Annotated in this window: 18 protein-coding genes and 5 pseudogenes; 13 read left to right on the forward strand and 10 right to left on the reverse strand. The window is 68.7% G+C overall.

Annotated features, from left to right (window positions below):
• From ABT360_RS03990 to ABT360_RS04000, 3 genes are read left to right on the forward strand one after another with little or no spacing between them, the layout of a single operon-like run.
• Complete coding sequence (locus tag ABT360_RS03990) at positions 1-996, forward strand: carbohydrate ABC transporter permease (protein ID WP_351810552.1); 996 nt, start codon at positions 1-3, stop codon at positions 994-996.
• A 28-nt stretch (positions 997-1024) separates the two neighbouring features.
• The gene (locus ABT360_RS03995) at positions 1025-1864 is read left to right on the forward strand and encodes a carbohydrate ABC transporter permease (protein WP_351810555.1); all 840 of its coding nucleotides are present in this window, start codon (positions 1025-1027) and stop codon (positions 1862-1864) included.
• A 60-nt stretch (positions 1865-1924) separates the two neighbouring features.
• Positions 1925-3280: a GH1 family beta-glucosidase gene (locus ABT360_RS04000; protein ID WP_351810253.1), complete on the forward strand. Its 1356-nt coding sequence runs from the start codon at positions 1925-1927 to the stop codon at positions 3278-3280.
• A 109-nt stretch (positions 3281-3389) separates the two neighbouring features.
• Here the strand turns inward: ABT360_RS04000 and ABT360_RS04005 are convergent, their stop codons facing one another.
• Together ABT360_RS04005 and ABT360_RS04010 are read right to left on the reverse strand one after the other, a co-directional pair.
• Entirely contained in the window at positions 3390-4409 is a 1020-nt protein-coding gene (locus tag ABT360_RS04005) for a LacI family DNA-binding transcriptional regulator (protein WP_351810255.1), read from the reverse strand.
• A complete protein-coding gene (locus tag ABT360_RS04010) occupies positions 4406-4834 on the reverse strand; it encodes a DUF6193 family natural product biosynthesis protein (protein ID WP_351810257.1) in 429 nt (142 codons plus the stop codon). Before ABT360_RS04010 ends, ABT360_RS04005 begins: the two co-directional genes overlap by 4 nt.
• Before the next feature lie 214 nt (positions 4835-5048).
• On the opposite strand from ABT360_RS04010, the gene ABT360_RS04015 reads away from it, so the two are divergent.
• Both ABT360_RS04015 and ABT360_RS04020 read left to right on the forward strand, forming a co-directional pair.
• Entirely contained in the window at positions 5049-5456 is a 408-nt protein-coding gene (locus ABT360_RS04015; RefSeq protein WP_351810259.1) for a hypothetical protein, read from the forward strand.
• Positions 5431-6183 (forward strand): hypothetical protein, encoded by a 753-nt coding sequence (locus ABT360_RS04020; protein WP_351810261.1) that lies wholly within the window; start codon positions 5431-5433, stop codon positions 6181-6183. Before ABT360_RS04015 ends, ABT360_RS04020 begins: the two co-directional genes overlap by 26 nt.
• A 341-nt stretch (positions 6184-6524) precedes the next feature.
• On the opposite strand, the gene ABT360_RS04030 is transcribed toward ABT360_RS04020, so the two are convergent.
• A complete protein-coding gene (locus tag ABT360_RS04030) occupies positions 6525-6959 on the reverse strand; it encodes a hypothetical protein (protein ID WP_351810264.1) in 435 nt (144 codons plus the stop codon).
• Positions 6960-7158: 199 nt separating this feature from the next.
• Positions 7159-7374 (reverse strand): hypothetical protein, encoded by a 216-nt coding sequence (locus ABT360_RS04035; RefSeq protein ID WP_351810267.1) that lies wholly within the window; start codon positions 7372-7374, stop codon positions 7159-7161.
• Here ABT360_RS04035 and ABT360_RS04040 point away from each other — a divergent pair.
• Positions 7312-7745, forward strand: a pseudogene (locus ABT360_RS04040) (IS630 family transposase); the annotation flags it as partial. The gene ABT360_RS04035 and the pseudogene ABT360_RS04040 overlap by 63 nt on opposite strands.
• Positions 7746-7805: 60 nt before the next feature.
• On the opposite strand, the gene ABT360_RS04045 reads toward ABT360_RS04040, so the two are convergent.
• Positions 7806-8603: an inositol monophosphatase family protein gene (locus ABT360_RS04045; protein WP_351810269.1), complete on the reverse strand. Its 798-nt coding sequence runs from the start codon at positions 8601-8603 to the stop codon at positions 7806-7808.
• Positions 8604-9002: 399 nt separating this feature from the next.
• Between ABT360_RS04045 and ABT360_RS04050 the strand changes: the two are divergent.
• Positions 9003-9304 (forward strand): annotated as a pseudogene (locus tag ABT360_RS04050) (transposase family protein); the annotation flags it as partial.
• A gap of 56 nt (positions 9305-9360) precedes the next feature.
• Here ABT360_RS04050 and ABT360_RS04055 read toward each other — a convergent pair.
• A complete protein-coding gene (locus tag ABT360_RS04055) occupies positions 9361-9681 on the reverse strand; it encodes an antibiotic biosynthesis monooxygenase family protein (RefSeq protein WP_351810272.1) in 321 nt (106 codons plus the stop codon).
• 382 nt (positions 9682-10063) lie between these two features.
• On the opposite strand from ABT360_RS04055, the gene ABT360_RS04060 reads away from it, so the two are divergent.
• Complete coding sequence (locus ABT360_RS04060) at positions 10064-10480, forward strand: RidA family protein (RefSeq protein ID WP_351810275.1); 417 nt, start codon at positions 10064-10066, stop codon at positions 10478-10480.
• A 262-nt stretch (positions 10481-10742) separates the two neighbouring features.
• Here ABT360_RS04060 and ABT360_RS04065 read toward each other — a convergent pair.
• A pseudogene (locus ABT360_RS04065) lies at positions 10743-10964 on the reverse strand (nitroreductase/quinone reductase family protein); the annotation flags it as partial.
• A 100-nt stretch (positions 10965-11064) separates the two neighbouring features.
• On the opposite strand from ABT360_RS04065, the gene ABT360_RS04070 reads away from it, so the two are divergent.
• Positions 11065-11637, forward strand: a complete 573-nt coding sequence (locus ABT360_RS04070; RefSeq protein ID WP_351810278.1) for a DUF6368 family protein — start codon at positions 11065-11067, stop codon at positions 11635-11637.
• A gap of 137 nt (positions 11638-11774) precedes the next feature.
• On the opposite strand, the gene ABT360_RS04075 is transcribed toward ABT360_RS04070, so the two are convergent.
• Positions 11775-12023 (reverse strand): GNAT family N-acetyltransferase, encoded by a 249-nt coding sequence (locus ABT360_RS04075; RefSeq protein ID WP_351810281.1) that lies wholly within the window; start codon positions 12021-12023, stop codon positions 11775-11777.
• A gap of 786 nt (positions 12024-12809) precedes the next feature.
• Here ABT360_RS04075 and ABT360_RS04080 point away from each other — a divergent pair.
• The 4 genes and pseudogenes from ABT360_RS04080 to ABT360_RS04095 all read left to right on the forward strand — a co-directional run.
• Complete coding sequence (locus tag ABT360_RS04080) at positions 12810-14000, forward strand: cytochrome P450 (protein ID WP_351810284.1); 1191 nt, start codon at positions 12810-12812, stop codon at positions 13998-14000.
• A gap of 708 nt (positions 14001-14708) precedes the next feature.
• The gene (locus ABT360_RS04085; RefSeq protein ID WP_351810286.1) at positions 14709-15008 is read left to right on the forward strand and encodes a hypothetical protein; all 300 of its coding nucleotides are present in this window, start codon (positions 14709-14711) and stop codon (positions 15006-15008) included.
• Between the two features lie 53 nt (positions 15009-15061).
• Positions 15062-15233: pseudogene (locus tag ABT360_RS04090) on the forward strand (transposase); the annotation flags it as partial.
• A gap of 111 nt (positions 15234-15344) precedes the next feature.
• Positions 15345-15665 (forward strand): annotated as a pseudogene (locus ABT360_RS04095) (hypothetical protein); the annotation flags it as partial.
• A 574-nt stretch (positions 15666-16239) separates the two neighbouring features.
• Here the strand turns inward: ABT360_RS04095 and ABT360_RS04100 are convergent.
• Together ABT360_RS04100 and ABT360_RS04105 are read right to left on the reverse strand one after the other, a co-directional pair.
• The gene (locus ABT360_RS04100) at positions 16240-16818 is read right to left on the reverse strand and encodes a DinB family protein (RefSeq protein ID WP_351810289.1); all 579 of its coding nucleotides are present in this window, start codon (positions 16816-16818) and stop codon (positions 16240-16242) included.
• A 310-nt stretch (positions 16819-17128) separates the two neighbouring features.
• Positions 17129-17866, reverse strand: coding sequence for an NIPSNAP family protein (locus ABT360_RS04105; protein WP_351810292.1), 738 nt, complete (start codon positions 17864-17866; stop codon positions 17129-17131).
• Positions 17867-17902: the final 36 nt, after the last annotated feature.

Consider the following 17902-nt stretch of genomic DNA (forward strand, 5'->3'; position numbering starts at 1 on the left):
ATGACCCTCACCGCTGCCTCCAGCACGGGCGAGCGGACGGCACGGAAGAACTCTCCCGGAGCGGCGCCGCGCACGCGCCGCTCCGGGCGGCTGCGCCGCCTCGGCCTGCCGTACCTCCTGCTGCTCCCCGCCCTCCTGCTCGAACTCCTGGTCCACCTGGTGCCGATGGTGATCGGCATCGTCGTCAGCTTCAAGGAGCTCACCCAGTTCTACATCCGCGACTGGGGCACCGCTCCCTGGGCCGGGCTCGACAACTACTCCCTCGCGGTCGACTTCGACGCCCCCGTGGGCGAGGCGCTGCTGAAGTCGTTCCTCACCACCTGCCTGTTCACCCTGTTCTCGGTCGGGCTGTGCTGGCTGCTCGGGGTGGCCGCCGCCATCTTCATGCAGGAGAGCTTCCGCGGCCGGGGCTTCCTGCGCACGGTCTTCCTCGTCCCGTACGCGCTGCCCGTCTACGCCGCCGTCATCACCTGGGCGTTCATGTTCCAGCGCGACAACGGACTGATCAACCACATCCTGCACGACCAACTGGGCCTCACCGACAGCCCGCCGTTCTGGCTGATCGGCGACAACAGCTTCATCACACTGCTCGTCGTCTCCGTGTGGAAGGGCTGGCCCTTCGCCTTCCTGATCATCATGGCGGGGCTCCAGAACATCCCCCGGGAGATCTACGAAGCCGCCGCCCTCGACGGAGCCGGGATCTGGCAGCAGATCCGCCGCATCACCCTGCCGTCGCTGCGCCCGGTCAACCAGGTCCTCGTCCTGGTGCTGTTCCTGTGGACCTTCAACGACTTCAACACCCCCTTCGTCCTCTTCGGCAAGGCGGCACCCGAGTCCGCGGACCTCATCTCCCTGCACATCTACCAGTCCTCGTTCCAGACCTGGAACTTCGGCACGGGCTCCGCCATGTCGGTCCTCCTGCTCCTGTTCCTGCTCGTGGTGACAGGCGCCTACCTCCTGCTCACCACCCGAGGAAGGAAGGCCACCGATGCCTAGCCACCCCCGGCGGCCGGTCCGCTCCCCAATGGCCGCCCCGCGATCGTTCCTGTGGAGCCGGCGGATCTTCCTGACGCTTCTCACCGCCTTCGTGCTGCTGCCGGTGTACGTAATGGTCTCCAGCTCGCTCAAGCCGCTTCAGGACGTGTCCGGCGCCTTCCAGTGGATCCCCTCCGGCCTCACCGTCCGCCCGTACTTCGACATCTGGGAAACCGTTCCACTGGCCGACTACTTCATGAACTCCCTGGTCGTGGCCGGGGCGGCGACCGTCTGCTCCGTCACGATCGCCGTGTTCGCGGCCTACGCGGTCAGCCGCTACTCCTTCCGCGGCAAGCGGGTCTTCACCGTCACGGTGCTCTCGACCCAGATGTTCCCCGGCATCCTGTTCCTGCTGCCGCTGTTCCTCATCTACGTCAACATCGGCAACGCCACCGGCATCGCCCTCTTCGGCTCCCGCGGCGGCCTGATCCTCACCTACCTCACCTTCTCCCTGCCCTTCTCCATCTGGATGCTGATCGGCTACTTCGACTCGGTGCCCCGGGACCTGGACGAGGCGGCCAAGGTGGACGGCTGCGGGCCGCTCGGCGCGCTCTTCCGGGTCATCGTGCCGGCGGCCATCCCGGGCATCGTGGCGGTCGCGGTCTACGCCTTCATGACCGCCTGGGGCGAGGTCCTGTTCGCCTCCGTGATGACCAACGACACCACCCGGACCCTCGCCGTCGGCCTCCAGGGCTACTCCACCCAGAACGACGTGTACTGGAACCAGGTCATGGCCGCCTCCCTGGTCGTGAGCCTGCCCGTCGTCGCAGGATTCCTGCTGCTCCAGCGCTACCTCGTCACCGGCCTGACCGCCGGTGCCGTCAAGTAGCCGCCGGACATCGCCTTCCTCCTCACCCCACCCCCTCCGATCACCCCAGAGAGGCCCTCTGTGTCCGATTCCATAGACCTCGCCGCCTTCCCGCCCGACTTCGTCTGGGGCACGGCCACATCCGCCTACCAGATCGAGGGCGCCGTCGCCGAGGACGGCCGGGCACCGTCGATCTGGGACACCTTCTCCCACACCCCGGGAAAGGTCGACAACGACGACCACGGCGACGAGGCCTGCGACCACTACCACCGGTGGCCCGAGGACATCTCGCTCATGCGGCGGCTCGGCACCGACGCGTACCGCATGTCCGTCGCCTGGCCCCGTGTGCTTCCCGCCGGCGACGGCCCGGTCAACCCGGCCGGCCTCGACTTCTACGACCGGCTCGTCGACGGACTCCTCGACGCCGGCATCACACCCAACATCACCCTCTACCACTGGGACCTCCCGCAGGCCCTCCAGGACCGTGGCGGCTGGACCGACCGCGACACGGCCGAGCACCTCGCCGCGTACGCCTCCGTCGTCGCCGAGCGGCTCGGCGACCGGGTCACCCGGTGGGCCACGTTGAACGAACCGCTGTGCTCCGGGTGGATCGGCCACCTGGAGGGCCGGATGGCTCCCGGCCTCACCGACCTGACCGCCGCCGTACACGCTTCGTACCACCTGCTCCTCGGCCACGGACTGGCCGCGCAGGCGATCCGCGCGGCGGCGCCGGGCGCCCGGGTAGGGCTCGTGACCAACCACTCGACCGTGGCGGCCGCCTCCACCCGGCCGGAGGACGTCGCGGCGGCCACCCGCATGGACGGCCACACCAACCGCTGGTGGCTCGATCCGGTCTACGGCCGGGGCTTCCCCGCCGACATGCGCGAGCTCTACGGCGTCGACCTGCCGGAGCGCCCGGGCGACCTGGAGACCATGGCCGTCCCGCTCGACTGGCACGGCCTCAACTACTACTTCCCGGTCACGGTCGCCGACGACCCCGCCGGCCCCGTCCCGTACGCCCGCGAGGTCCGCCTGCCCGACGTGCCCCGCACCGGTATGGACTGGCAGATCGACGCCGACGGCCTGGAGGCGTTCCTGATGCGGCTGACCGACGACTACGGCGTAGCCCGGCTGTACGTCACCGAGAACGGCTCGGCCTTCTTGGACACCGTCCGCCCCGACGGAACTGTCGACGACCCGGAGCGGACCCGCTACCTGGAACAGCACCTGAGCGCCTGCGCCCGCGCGGTGCGCAAGGGCGCCCCGCTCGCCGGCTACTACGCCTGGTCACTCCTCGACAACTTCGAATGGGCCTACGGCTACGACAAGCGCTTCGGCCTCGTCCACGTCGACTACGCGACGCAGGCACGCACCATCAAGTCGAGCGGCCTCCGGTACGCGGACATCATCCGCGCCCACCGACAGGCCCATGCCTGACCCGCGGCACGCAGGGCGGGAGAGGCCCCTGCCGGCGCACCGGCGTGCGCCGGCAGAAGCTCCTCGGAAGTGACGGACGGCGACGACCGGCGACCTGCCGCCGGTCGCCTCAGGCGGACTCCCGTACGACCAGCTCCGGTTCGAAGATCACGGTCCCGGGTTCGGTACGCGCACCCTGGACCTGCTCGTTCAGGAGCCTGGCCATCGTCGCGGCCATCTCCTCCACGGGCTGGCGCACCGTGGTCAGGGGCGGCCGGCACGTCACCGCGATGCTCGAGTCGTCGAAGCCCAGGACCGCGACGTCCTCCGGCACCCGCCTGCCCTGCTCGCGAAGGACCTGGCAAGCCCCTTGCGCCATCAGGTCGTTGGCCGCGAACACCCCGTCCACTTCGGGGTGCTCCCGCAGCAGCGCGCTCATCGCCGCCGCGCCGCTGTCGAGGGTGAAGGTGCCCTCGACGACCGGAAGGTGGTGCCGGCCGGCGCGGGCCAGAGCGTCGCGGAACCCGGCGAGACGGTCCTGGCCGGCCGGGAGCTCCGGTGGGGCGCTGATCGCCGCGATGCGCCGGCAACCGCGGGCCAGCAGATGAGCGCCGGCCAGCCCGCCCCCGGCGTAGTGGTCCAGGTCGACGTAACTGACCGGTGCCGGCCGGCCGGGACGGGCGAACAGGACCGTGGGTATCCCGGCGGAGAGGAGCATCTCCGGCAGGGGGTCGTCGGCCAGGATCGACACCACCAGCACCCCGTCGGCGCTGCCCTGCCGCACGTAGTCGACCACCTGCTTCCTGGCCGCCTCCGATTCGGCGAACAGCAGCACCGGGTGCATCGCCCGGGCCCGGAGATACCCCACGACGCCGCTCACCACACGCCCGAAGAACGGGTCGGCGAAAACCCGGGCCGCGAAGGCGTCTCCGGCCCCGGAGACGATCAGGGCCACGGTTTCCGCCCGCCGGGTCACCAGCGACCTCGCCGCGCGGTTGGGCGTGTAACCGGTGCGCTCGATCGCGTGGCGGACCAGATCCTGGATGTCAGGATCGACGTTGCGCACGCCGTTCACGACCCGCGACACCGTCGCACGGGACACCCCCGCCTCCCGCGCGACATCCTCCAACGTCGGGGCCCGTCTGTTCATCCCCGAACTCTACCGCCGGGGATCCTCCCCTCGGCAGGGAGCCGCCACGGGGCCGACCGACGGTGCCGGGCCGCCACGTCCGCCCCGGGCCGGCGTCGATCATTCCGCTTCCCGCATGATCGCTCCACATGTCCTGGGGCGTCCGGCAGCAGCTCACCGCTGGGGCGACGGCCTCCCCAGGCGTGGCTGCTCCGCCGACGACGCCGGCGTGAGGATGTTCCAATACGCGGTACGGGCTGCCGCCATGGGACGGGGCGACGGCGACCGCATTCCGGAACGGGGATGGTGCAGGGCCTGAAGCCGAACATCCAGTGGCTGGGGGACACGTCGAGCTGTCGCAGCCGCGGTTCGGCATGAGCCGCTTCCACGAGTTCGCCGAACTCCACCACCGCTCCCGATCCGTGCTCGTGAGCTTCGGCGTACACCGGAGTGCAGCAAGGGCAGCTCCGCCACAGCTCCCGCAGACTCCTGCCGTGTCCCCATCACACCAGCCCTGACGACATCCGCCAGGTCGGATGTCGATCCGGTGAGTTCGACCCCCTGGCCCCAGCCGGAGACACACAGAAGTGGAGCCGGAACCGCTACTCGTGAAGAAGGCCGGCCGCCACCCGCCCTGGTGAAATGGGCAAGATGAGTGCCATGCACACCAGTCCCGGAGCCTTGCTCGTCGCCGCCGCCACGATCGGCGCCATCGTGGCGTTCCGCATGTACTCACGGCGCCGGCGGAACGCCGCCTTAGCCGCCCAGTGGCACAGCCTCCAACAGCAGCGCACCGCCGGCAACGGCCACCTGCTCCAGGTGACACAGGTGTACCAGCGCGCGAGACGAGGCTCGAAAGCCGTGATCACCTGGTGCGACACCGGTCTGCGGCAGGACGCCTGGTTCTGGAACTGGCACGTCCCTCCCGGCGCGTATCTCCTGGTGAACGCCACCAGCGGCTACGGGCCCCACAGTCGCAATCCCCACGTGCTCTATGTCCACCCCACCGATGTCCAGTCCTGGGTTCCCGCACAGGCTGCCCGTGCGGCACAGCGGCGGGCAGCCTGATGGTGACCATGGGCAGCGGCAGCTGACGGAGAAGGGGAAGAGCACGTGGCTGGGCGAGATCCTCGACAACCTCACGCAGCGCACGCGTACCGGCCTGTTCCAGGGCCTGTCCGGGCGATCTTCGTATTCGGCTGATCGTCCGCTGGGCATCTCGATCCGGGAAGTCGGCCTGGGCTCGGAGCGGAGCCATGGGCGGTGTCAGTCCCTGCCGCTACCGTTTCGGCCGTTCACGATTTTCAAGGAGGGCTGCTCGATGGGTGCCAGTGGGTGGGACTACGTCACTCCGTACGACGGGGATGTCGAGGCGGCCTTGGAGGCTTTGCAGGCCAGGGTGTTTCAGGAGGAGTACGGGGACGGTTCCCAGTACCGGAGCCTGGAGGACCTGTACGAGGATGAGGAGTTCATGGGGACCGAGGGCACCCATACGATCCTCGACATCGACCAAGTCGTCGCCATGGATGACCCGCCGATGCGGTCCCGTGCCGCTGACTACGGCACCCTGCGCCCATTGGCACTCAGCCGCGTGGTTCACCACTTCGGTACAGACCGACCCACGGTCGAGCAGTACAAGAAGCTTGTTGCTGCTGCCAAGGAGGCTGCGAGCCACGAGGAGCACGAACGGAGCCTTCTCGGCGAGTGCCAGATGCGATGGACCGGCTATTACGTCGTCCTCTGCTCCGATGACACCCCCACTCACCTGGGAATCTTCGGTTTCTCGGGTGATTAGGACCGGTCCGGGGGAGAGGCCCCTGCTTTCGCCACCTGAGCGAGGACGGCCTGTGCCGCCCCCTGTCCTCATCGCGACTCCAGGGCAGCGTGCCGGACTGCGCCCAGCTCATCACCGTGCTGGAGAAGATCCGAGTTCGAGGTCCGGCGCGGGCAGGCCACGCCTGAAGCCGGACGGCCTCGCGGCCGACAAGGCGTACAGCAACGGTCTTGTTCACGAGTACGTGAGGCGGCAGGGCATCCGCCGCCTCACGAACCGCGAGATCGCTACGACAAGCGCGGCTACGTCCTCCTCGGCACCGCCACAGCGGCATCCGTCACGATCTGGCTCGAGCACGACCCCTATGCGACCCAGCAGTAGACACCTTGGCCCTGGCGTCGGGCGCTGCTGACGAGAGCAGCCAGATCACCCAGGATCACGAAGGCGACCTCCGTGCCGATGACCTCACCGTCCTCCGCGCGCTGCAAGGACCAAGCGCCAGCGGCGTCCTTCAACTCCGACCGCTCAGCCTCGGCGAGTGCTGCGGACAGGCGAGGCGAGATCGCGAAGACGACGCACCCATCATCGTCCTGGTCGGCGACGATACGAGGCTCGCCGGCTTCAACAAGCTCCTCGAAGCTGCCGCCGGCAAGAAGGCACTCCCACTCGACCACAGCCTCCTCGGGATCGAAGTTGCCGAACGAGAGCGACTCGAATGAGCGTCGCGGCCCGTTCTCAAGAACCAGAGCCGCTGACGCGTCATCCAGAGCCGCGAAAAACTCGACGATGATGCTCACCCGAGCATCATGCCGGACCGCCACGACCGTGATCGGTCGGACCACTCGTAACCGACCGGCAGAAGGCGCAGATGCCCCATCACTGACCTGTCCGGACCGACCGGCAGAAGGCGCAGATGCCCCATCACTGACCTGTCCGGTGGTCGTGCTGCTGTCGAACAGCGTCAGGCGGTACTCCGGTGCGACCGGGGGCAGCGGTTCACGGGCTGCGAGCCAGGCAGGGGGAGGGTGGCGACGCCCCTGCGAGCGCCGACCACCCGCCCGCGACAGCGCAGGTGGTGTTGATCTCGTCGCGCCCGGCGACCGTGACCCACAGGCCCTCGTGCAGGTCGACGAGGTGTCCCGCCGCGTGGGGTCCTGCGGTGCCGAGCATGGCCGCCCCGACCGGCTGCCGGCGACCTACTACCGCACCCACGGCACCAACTACTTCCACGCTGCTCCTCGGTAGGCAACGGCACCCTGTGGGGTGTCAACCGGCGCCGCAAGGGCATCGGCCCGACCGGGCCGCGCGCGACGTGCGGATCCGGTGCTGGGCGGCCAAGAACACGGCCGAGCTGTGCTTCACTCCGACGAGCGCGTCCTGGGCGAACCCGAGCGAGGCACACTTCCGGCCGCTGCGGCAGTTCACCCTTGGCCAACTCGAATCACTCCCACCACACCGTCCAGACCCGCGCGTTGCACCGCTACCTGTGCGGGCGCAACCAGAACGCCCGGCACCCCGACGTCCTGGCCGCCCAGCGGCGCGAACGCGCCCGCGTCCGCAGCGAGAAGGGCATCGGCCGGGGGCAGACGACCACCCGGAGCCGCGGTTTGATCAGACCTGCCGCAATCTACGAGGTCACAGCGCTAGCCTCGCCCGCGGATCACCGACAACAGCAGCGCGTGCGTCTCGGCGTCCGCGGCCACTACGAGCCCACGGCCTGCCGGCCCGATCGGAGCGCCGTCGATTCCGGTGACGACGCAGCCGGCGGCCTGGCACAGAGCGATGCCGGCGGCGAAGTGCACGCTCTCGGTCAGGTCGCCGCCGTCGGTGACGTATGCGGCGCGCTTGCCGGCCGCGACCCAGGCCAGCGCCAGCGTCGTGGACACAACCCGAGGCCGGAAGCGCTCGACGAACACAGGGTGCGCGAGCACGTCCACAGCGCGGAATCCAGGCGCGCTCGGAAAAGGCGGATCCAGGTTGACGTCCACCAACCGGGTGGCAGCCGTCGGCGCCAGCCGCGTGTCGCTCCCGTCGCGCCGAGCCCAAGCGGTCTCGCCGTCAGTGAAGAAGACCTCCCCGCTGAACGGATCGGCCACCGCGGCCGGACCATTGCGCAGTGCCACGTTTACGGCCACCAGCATGTTGCCGACGGCGTAGTTGAGCGTGCCGCACAAGGGGTCCACCAGCCACTGGCGCACCGCGTCAGCCACACCCCGCTGCCCGCCCTCCTCGCCACGCACCGCATCCTCAGGCCGCGCAGCACGGATGACGCCGAGGATCGCCTCCTCGGCTGCCACATCGGCGTCGGTAGCGAAGTCCCCGGCACCCTTGTCGATGCGGGTGAGCCGCTGCCCGTACCTGGCGCGCACAGCCTCTGCGCCCGCACGCGCCGCAGCTATCGCAACATCAGCATCGTCAAGGATCGCATGTGAGTTGATCACGGCGTGCAGAGTATCGGGACGACGCGCCCTCGTACGCGGAGCCGGCCGACGGCTGCCACGCTTCCGCGCTCATCAACCCGGTTAACCTCTGTGGCCACAGCACTAAAGGCTGTCCCGGGCAGGTGCACTGGCTTCGCGAGTGGTCTCGTGGCCTTCCTTCACCGACCGCAAGCGTTGTCAGTGCCTCAGGATACGGTGCGAAGCGATGGGCCGGACGGAGATCGTGAGGGACTCGCGGCCATGGGGGGTGGGTGGGAAGGTCCCCGGCATCCAGCCCGGGACTGGATTGGTATCCGTGTCCCCACCCCCCACCGCTGCGCGCGAGGGTGCGGACCGGGTGCGCAAGGGCCGGTCGTGGAGCCTGACGCTGGAGGCCCGACTGTTGCTGGTCGTTGCGTACTCGTCGTCGCCGTCGGCAGGCCGGTCCCGGGGAACCGCAACGACCGCCAGGCATGGGAAATGTCCGGCGCCAAGGACGCCGTCGGCCACACGACGGCGATCGCGGACGGCGGCTACCGGGGCACCGGCCCGACCATCCCGCACCGCCGTGAACGCGGCCAGGCCGAGCTCCCGTGGACTGGGAAAGAAGAGCACAACCGCTCACACCGCAAGGTCCGCGCCCACGTCGAACATGCCTTCGCCCGCATGAAGACCACGCCATGCTCGGCATCGCCCGCCTGCACAACCGCACCCTCGCCGGGCGACCGGGAACAAAGCTGGTCAACCAGCATGCCGTAGATCATTTACAGGACAACGTTCAGCGCCGGTGTACAGACACGACCTCGTACGGTACGAGGTCGAGCGTGGCGATGCGCAGTACCTGCTCCATGCACGCCCGCACGTCCGGATCTTCACGCGCTGCCGCCAGATCCGCCTGCGAGCGCCACTGGTTGTAGTTGGCCACTCGAGTGCCATCAAGACCCCGGTGAATATTGGCCTGCACATAGCCGGACTGCTTCGGCATGACCTCCCGTGCCATGTACTGGAGCAGCTCGATGAGACGTTGTTGATTCTCGGGAGCGACTGTGAAGACATTGATGTACGTGACCAGGTCGCCGTCAGTGCTGATCTCGGTCATGCTCACGTCTCCTCGCAGCTCCTGTGAATGGTGACTGGCACAGCGGCAACACGATCGTCACCGCGATTTCTTCCCAGCCACGGCACATCAGCGAGCAATAGCAATGTGGCAGCCCGCCCCTGGAGTTCGCCGCCTCCCACGGCTCACTGACCTCGTTGCGGTGCACCAGGCGAGCCGTGCTGGACCGGTGCCGGGAGAGCGGAAGAGGAAACGCCGGCAGGAAGACGCGCACGGCCACCCGCCACCGATCTGGTTCCGCAGCGGCTCTACGGGTCTTCGGGAATGAACGTCGACGTCCTGTGGCTGTGACGCATGAAGCATGTCGGGTGGCACGAGCGCCACCTGGCCTTCCTGCATCTGTTTTTGAGGGAGTGTCATCAGTATGTCCGTTACACAGGCTGCCCCCGAGCGTGTACGCGTCTCCGCGGACCCCGACTGGTATGAGTCGGCCGGTATCTCGCTCGGCATCCGAGTCGGGAACTTGGTCTTCACATCGGGACAGGCGCCGATCGACAGTGAGGGGTCCACGGTTGGTGCTGGGGACTTCGAGGCGCAAGCACGTCAGGCGCTCGCGAACTTGTCCACGGTACTGACGAATGCCGGCTCCGGCCTCGCTGACGTGGTGAAGGCGACGGTGTTCGTCACCGACATCGGGCAGCAGAACATCTATGCCAAGCTGCGCGCGGAGCACTTCCCGGACAAGCCGCACCTTGCGGAGTCGTTCGTGGAGGTCTCCTCACTTGCCGACCCCGCGTGGATGATCGAGATCGAGGCCATCGGACTCGTCAAACAAGTCTGAGTCTTATCGGCCCTTCGCTCGGTCCTGAGCGGGTGGCTGCGGGGACGGGGGCCGCCTTCCTGGCTTGTGCGTTTTACATGGGCTCTGTGTCCGCATCATGAGCGGTAGTGTCGAGGGGTTGTGTCGATCCAGGTCAGAAGGCACTCCTGCGTCCGGGGTATCGCTGGGCGGACCTCGTTGGGAGGACCGTCAGCTCGCTCGCCTCGCCGGGGTCTCCAGGATCAAGGGGATCTCCCGGGGTGGTCGCGGTGCGGTAGGCCGCTTACGAGGGCATCGCGTCCACCCCCGCCGGCCACAGGCGGGCGGGCCGACTCGGCCGCCGTGGCCGGCCGGGACCGTCGCCGGGAAGGTGGCCCGCGCCGACCTGGAGGGTGACCTCCGGAGTGGCCAGCAGGTTCGGGCACCGGGCCGGGTGGCGGTCCGCGCCCGCGTGGGACGCCGTCAGGACAACCGCACCACTGGTGGCAGCGCTCGACGAGGGGCTTCGACCTGTACGTCCACGGCCGTCTCGGAGCCGAAAACCGCTGGTGAATCCGCCTCCCCAACGTCACGCTGAGCGGCATGGCCGTACTGAGGAGGATGCCATGGGCGGACCTGTCGCAGGGCTGTGGCTGACAGAGGAGCGAAGTGCGCTCGACGCGTTGTCGTGGTTGGAGAGTTTCTGTGAGGTACGGGTCGAGAACGACGAATCGCTTGAGTTCTACGTCCGTAACCCCTCGGCGATCGGCCTTCGCGGGCTCGCACATCCATCACCCGGGCCGTTTCATCTTGGACCGCAGTCCCTGGAGGACTACCAGGAGATGGGGTTCCCGGGGCTCGACCGTCCACCCGCGGCGGAGCTGGCCCTGCTCGCCTACTGCAGGGGGCGGGAGAACCACCTGCTCCTTGGGCACCTTGCCCTGTTCCTCGCCGACCGCTTCGACGCGCTGATCGACTTCGGTGGCATGCTCGGGTACCGCTGCTCCCTCCACGAGCTCTCCGACGAGGAGGAGGCAGTGCGCCTTGCCGAAGCCCGGCATCTGGTGTCGGCGCTCCCGGGCCAGGTGTGGGAGATGCCCTACGCCACATACGGCGGGGGCTGCTGGTACAGCCACGTTGGCGACCGCGAGTTCCTGGCCGCTTGGCTGAGCCATCCCGACTTTTCCATGATCAAGTAGGCGACGCGCGGCGGAGCCCATGGTGCTGGTAACGGCGCTCAACCAGTGGCCGTGACCGTCGCTTTCGCAGCGCACCTGCTGGTTGGACCTGGCGCGGCAGGCGGCTGCCCCCAAGCGGGTGTGTGCCGTCAGGGCCGCTACTGCTCCGGGGACAGCGACAGGTAGAGGCGGGCGCCTTGCGGCCGGTAGCCGACGCGCTCGTAGACGCGGCGGGATCCCGCTCCGGAGTACTCCAGCCGGACCGATCCTCCTCCCTGGGCGAACATCGCGTCAGTCAGTGCGGCGGTTACTGCGATGGCGATGCCGCGGCCACGGTGGGCGGGACGGGTGCCGACGCCCGAGAGCTCGGCGGTGTCCTCGGGCCGGAGGGGAGCAGGACGCCCCACCGGCGCAGCCGCCTTTCGGGTCGCGGCCGAAGCGCACCGCTCCGCCGCTCTGCTGGGTGCGGCGCAGTCGAGTCGCACCCGGTGCGGAGGGGCCGAAGACGCCGCCGAATGCCTCGGCGAGCGCGGCATCGAGCGCGGCGTACTCTTCGTCGGTGGTCGGGCTCTCCACGCGTGGGGAGTCGGCGGATCGGGGGAGTACCAGCGCGTCGGGAGTGCAGACCAGCTATTCGTGCACCACCTCGGTGCCAAAGCCTGCCGCCCGCAGGACTGGTGCCACGCCGGGCCCGTGCGAATCCCCGAGGGGCGCGCGCACAGCCCACGATCCGTAGCTTCGTCGCGAGGGAGAGCCCGCCGCAGCGGGGGGGGGGCATCTCAGCGGGCCCGACCTCGCGCAGTACCTCCTCGACCCGGCGGCGCGGGAGGCGATGGCTCCGGGCCCGGCGCGGCCAGGTGCGCCCTGGCGCTGCAACTGCCGTGCACGCCGTGGGTATCGGCGCCCGGTGGCCGGTCGAGGCGCCCGGCGATCCCGGCTCAGGAGTGCGGCTCGGCAGGTCCGGGCGCGATGCGCAGGCGCTCCTGCTGGGCCAACCGTCCTCCCGGCCTGCCGTCAATATTGCCTTCACCGACATCCATTGCACCACCGCGTTGCATTCAGGTTCAACGTCATTGCATCAATTAGCCTTTGCTGACCTGGTAGTTCGCTCTTCGGGCGATTGACGACTCACTGAACGCAACGTAGCTTCCGATGCGTAGCAAACGCGTAATGTCGCGAGATGAGGAATGACCATGAGTGACTCCCTCCACACCGTCACGACACTGCCGACGGAGCGTCGGCCGGGTTGCCCCTTCGACCCGCCGGCAGAGCTGATCGACGCCCGCCGACACGGCCCCATCAGCCGTTACACGCACCCCGGCGGAAAACCCGGCTGGCTGATCACCGGTTACGACCTGGTCAGATCGGTCCTGGCCGACCCGCGGTTCAGCTCGCGCAAAGAGCTCCTGAACGTCGTCGACTTCGAAATCCCTCCGGCGCCGCCCGGCGAGTTCCTCCTCATGGACGAACCACAGCACGGGCGCTACCGCAAACCGCTGGTGGGAAGGTTCACCGCACGCCGGATGCGACTGCTCACCGAGCGGATCGAGCAGATCACCACCGACTGCCTGGACGCCATGGAGAAGGCCGGGCCCCCGACGGACCTGGTGAACGCGTTCGCCAAGCCCATCCCCACCATCGTCATCTGTGAGCTGCTGGGGGTGCCTTACGAGGACCGGGACTCCTTCCAGGAACAGATCGACACGTTCATGAATGGGGAGACGAACGACGAGGACCTGATAGCGGCCTACACCGCGACCCAGAACTACCTCGCACAGCTGGTGGCCGCCAAGCGCGCGAACCCCACCGACGACGTGCTCAGCGAACTCACCGACAGTGACCTGACCGACGAGGAGTTGCAGGGGATCAGCCTGATCCTGCTGGCGGCGGGGTTCGACACCACCGCGAACATGCTGTCCCTCGGTACCTTCGCGCTGCTGCAGAACCCGGAGCAACTGGCCGCACTGCGCGCCGATCCCGCGCTCGTGGACGGGGCCGTGGAGGAGCTGCTGCGGTATCTGAGCGTCGCCAAGTCGTTCATGAGGACGGCGCTGGTGGACGTCGAGGTGGGCGGCCAGACCATCGAGGCCGGCACGACTGTTGTCCTGTCCTACAGCACCGCCAACCGGGACCCCGAGCGGTTCACCGACCCGCACGTGCTCGACCTCCACCGGCAGGACGGCGGGCACCTGGCCTTCGGGCACGGTATCCACCTGTGCCTGGGCCAGCAGCTGGCCCGCATCGAAATGCGGGTCGCGTTCTCCGCGCTGCTCAACCGCTTCCCCACGCTGCGCCTGGCCCTGCCGGCCGAAGAGGTTGCCCTGCGCCCCGAGGCCGCGGACATCTTCGGGGTGAAGAAACTCCCGGTCACCTGGGACGTCTGAACCGTCCCCGGAATCCGCCGCTTCGACCTGGACCGGATCGGCCGCCGGATCACCACCAGCTCCCACGTGCACAGCTGGGGCGAGATCCACGTCTACGACGGCCTCCCCCCACCTCACTCCAGGCATTGCACCGCGTCTGCACAGCACCGTGGCTCTGGCCTGGAAACGGCTCTCTGCTCGACGGTCGAGGTCCGGTGCGGCAAGAGCTCAGGCCATGGCTCCGCTCGTGACCCACTGGACAGTCCTCACTCGCCGACGGCTCCAGGAGCCGGCGCAGGGGCGGGGAGGGCGTGGCTGGTCTCGCCGCCGGTCCACCACACCGATGGCGAAGAGCGCTGCCGCCTCCAGCAGCGCCGCTCGGTCCGGACCACCGCACGGCAGCCGAGTGCAGCCCATGGGTGTGATCAGCCCCGCCGCCACAGCGGCGGCGGTAGCGGTGCTCCGCCCGGCACCACGACGCCCAACCTGACGGACGGCCCACGACTCCCCGGGACGCCGAGGCGGAGAAGGCGGGGCGTGGTCGGGGCTCCGTGGGCGAAGCCGATCTCTTGTCGCCTCCAAGGCGATCACACAGGCGACTCGCGGACGGTTCGATCGAGCGCCACGAGGTGCAGACCCCGCCAGTCGGGTGCGAGAGCGCCGAGGGAGAGGCCAACCAGCGCGACCGGTCTCGAATGGCGGGGTCTGCGGTGGGGTAAGGCTGCGTTCGTGACGCACCAGTGGATCATCGTGGCCGGGTCGGTCGACGCACACACCAGCACCGGACCGGACATCGCGCCCAGTTTGCCGCGGCCACCATCAGGGATGGTGGCAACAGAGGCGATGCCATGGGAACTGCGGGTGGGCGACATCGTTCCCTTCGACGACGGCGTCGGCCGGCGGATCGTCGACATACACGCCGTTGGCCTCGGGAACCGCGCCAGACGCCTCATCCTGGCTGACATCCCTCCCCGGACCGTTCGATGCAAGCTGCGCGTCTACCGAGCCGTGGAGCGCCTGAGCGCCTAGGCCGTGTTCGGAACAGGGTTTCTTGCCACGTCTCGTGTCGTGATGATTTCGGGGTGGGGCGTGGGGATGTCCCTGATGAGCAGTGGGCAGCGCTGGAACCGCTGCTGCCTGTCGCGCAGGTCGGCAGGCCGTCCGGCGTGTCGGCGGAGGCTGATCGACGGTATCCGCCGACGGGTGAGGACCGGTGCCCCGTGGCGGGATCTTCCGGCTGAGTACCGGTCCTGGCCCGACCCCCAGACGACCACTGCGGGGTCCCGGGTGACAAGGCGTACTCCTCGCGCGCCATGCTGTCTGTGGCCACGGCACTGCACGTCGACACAAGGAGAGGGGCGCCCGATGGGGAGTCGGTACTACTGCGCCGACAGCGAGAACGGCGAGCACATCGATGACCCGTCCGAGGACTCGCTGTTCATGCTGATCGACGATCTCAACGACACGGACAACACCTTCGTGGTCATCCAGCCCGATGAGGACGACCCAGCCTGGTTCGCCTCCGTCGCCGTCTTGGACGAGGGCGGCTACGAGATCGTCCTCCGCGATGCCACGCGCCGCGAACACGAGGTCACCACCGAATCCGACATCGGAAACATCGCAAGCGACCTCATCCACTGGTTGGCCGCCCGGAGTATCCCGGGGCAGCCAACCAGGCAGACCAGCAGTCGAGGCAGCCGGGCAGCCGGGGCTGCTCGCCGGTGGCTGTCAGCGGGGGAGGGTGCAGTGTGAATGGGCGGCGGAAGGGTTCGTAGGACATCTTGCGGAGGCCGGCTGGGATGCTCGTGCGGTCCGCCGCGCCGAGCTGGCTGATCGCGAGGCGGGACGAAGCGGAGCCGGGTTTCGGTGGTGGGCGCTCTTGCCGGTCGTGGACGGCTGCAGTCGGCACACCCATCAGTTCGTCCTGCCGGCAACGCACCGCAATGGCGGAGGCGTCGTTGCCGTCGGTCATGTCAGCCGTGCGGCCATCCCGATGTTGCCGGACGCCGACGCCCGCCACCTGGACCGTATCTTCTGCAGAAGGCCACTCGCAGCAGGTCGGAGAGGTGGGAGGAGCGCGCGTGGAGGCGGTTCGGATGGACCAGGGGCGCCGGTGTCCCCGCCGCGCTGCCGGGTTCTGGGTCACACGGCACCAGCAGCTGACCAGGGCAGCATGACTACGTTCCGCAGCGCCGCCGTGCACGCCCCTGGTCCCAGGTCGTCATGCGAGTGCCGCCCGGGCTGCTCTGCGGGGGTTTGATCATTGGCCTACTCGGCCGTCGATCCGCTCGCGCAGGAAGTCGGCGTGGCCGCAGTGTCGCGCGTACTCCGCGATCTGCATCACCAGGATGTCGCGAAGCTGCGCCTCTCCACCGGGTGGCGTGCCGAGGTCGGCGCAGCCGGCTATGAACCGGTCGGTCAGTTCCCTCTCGGCCCGCCACTGACGCCATGCGTCCTCCACGACCGCCGGGTCGGCAATCGCACCGTTCCAGTCGCCGTCGCGGTCTTCGGCGGTGCGGTAGATCCTGGGCGAGTCCTCGCCGGCCAACCGGCGAAAGTGCCGTTCATCCTCGGCCATGTGTCGCACCAGGCCGAGCAGGGACATCGTGGACGGCGGTACGGAGCGCCGGGCCATCTGTTCGGCGTCCAGGCCGGCGCATTTCATTTCCAGGGTGAGACGGTAGTGACGCAGGCCGTCGAGCAGCGTGCTGCGTTCATCGACGGGCTCGGTACCGCTCTCGCGAGGGTCGTCGTCCGGATCCACCCACATGTCGGGGTAGACGGTTGACTGAGTCCACCGGGGTACCTCCGGTTCGTCAATGCGCTCACCTGAGTCCATCCGGGCATCCTCGTGCGCACCAACACTGCCCGCCACTGAATATCGATCGTCTGCGTCTGCTTGCGGCCGGCCGACTGCGCCCCGCGTCACCAGCCTTTTCCCCGCCCTCTCCAGGCAGTGGTGCACAAGGAAGTCACGGTTCATCATGCCGCCGGGCAGTCGTGCGGCCGGCCCCGATCGGCCGGCTTCGTCGGCTGCCGGGCAGCGGTTCCAGCCGGCCGCACCTCCCGGGTGCCGCAGCCCGGTTGATGTACCGCTCGCGTTCCGTTTCGGCGCTCGGTCAGGGATCAGCGGTTGAGCACTACGGGGCTCACCGGAGTGTGGAGCGTTCCGTGGGCGCCAGCCGTAGCCGTTGTGGGGTTCTGGCACACCGTTCCGAAAGGGTCGGCAGCACCTCCTGGCGCCAGCGCTCTGAATGCCGCAAGCGATTCAGGTGGTCGTCGATGTGGTCTTCGTCGGTGAAACGTGCGAACGATACGAAGACTTCCTCGTTCGTCCTGACCGGCAGCGCCGGGAAGGTGTTGGGGGCGTGTTCCGAGTGCAGGTACGCCAGTGGCTCGCCGCCGGTCTCGGCCAGTACGGGGAGCATCCGCTGCTCGAAGAACTCGACGAAGGCGGCGTCGAACGGGCGGCGGCCGTACCAGATGGTGGCGAGGACGAGTGACGGTGGCCATGCCGGCGGCTCGCCGGGTGCCTGCCGGGTGCCGGGCGGCACGGGGAACCCGCCGCGTGGCGAGGCCGGTCGCAGCAGCAGGACGTCATCGGAGTCGATCATCGTCGCGTTCGCCGTGTCGCGGTGCGCCTGCCAGACGGGCCCGCCGTAGAAACTCTCCAGCGCCTTGGCCCGGCGCGGCATGTCGTCGAAGCCGCGGAGCCAGACGAACCGGTCGGGGTCGTCCAGGTCGCGGAATTGTCCCAGGACGGTCATGCCCCCCGCCTCTTGGGGCTCGACGAGTTCCCGGTCGAACAGGTCGATCAGTACGTCTCGCTGTCCTGGGCGCAGCGTGTACTGCCGCAGTTCGACGACCGGACACCGTAGGGCGTTCACCAGTCTCACTCCTCGTTCAGTCGTTGGAACAGTCTT

This window comes from Streptomyces sp. NPDC000229 (genome assembly GCF_040300825.1).
Taxonomy (GTDB): Bacteria; Actinomycetota; Actinomycetes; order Streptomycetales; family Streptomycetaceae; genus Streptomyces.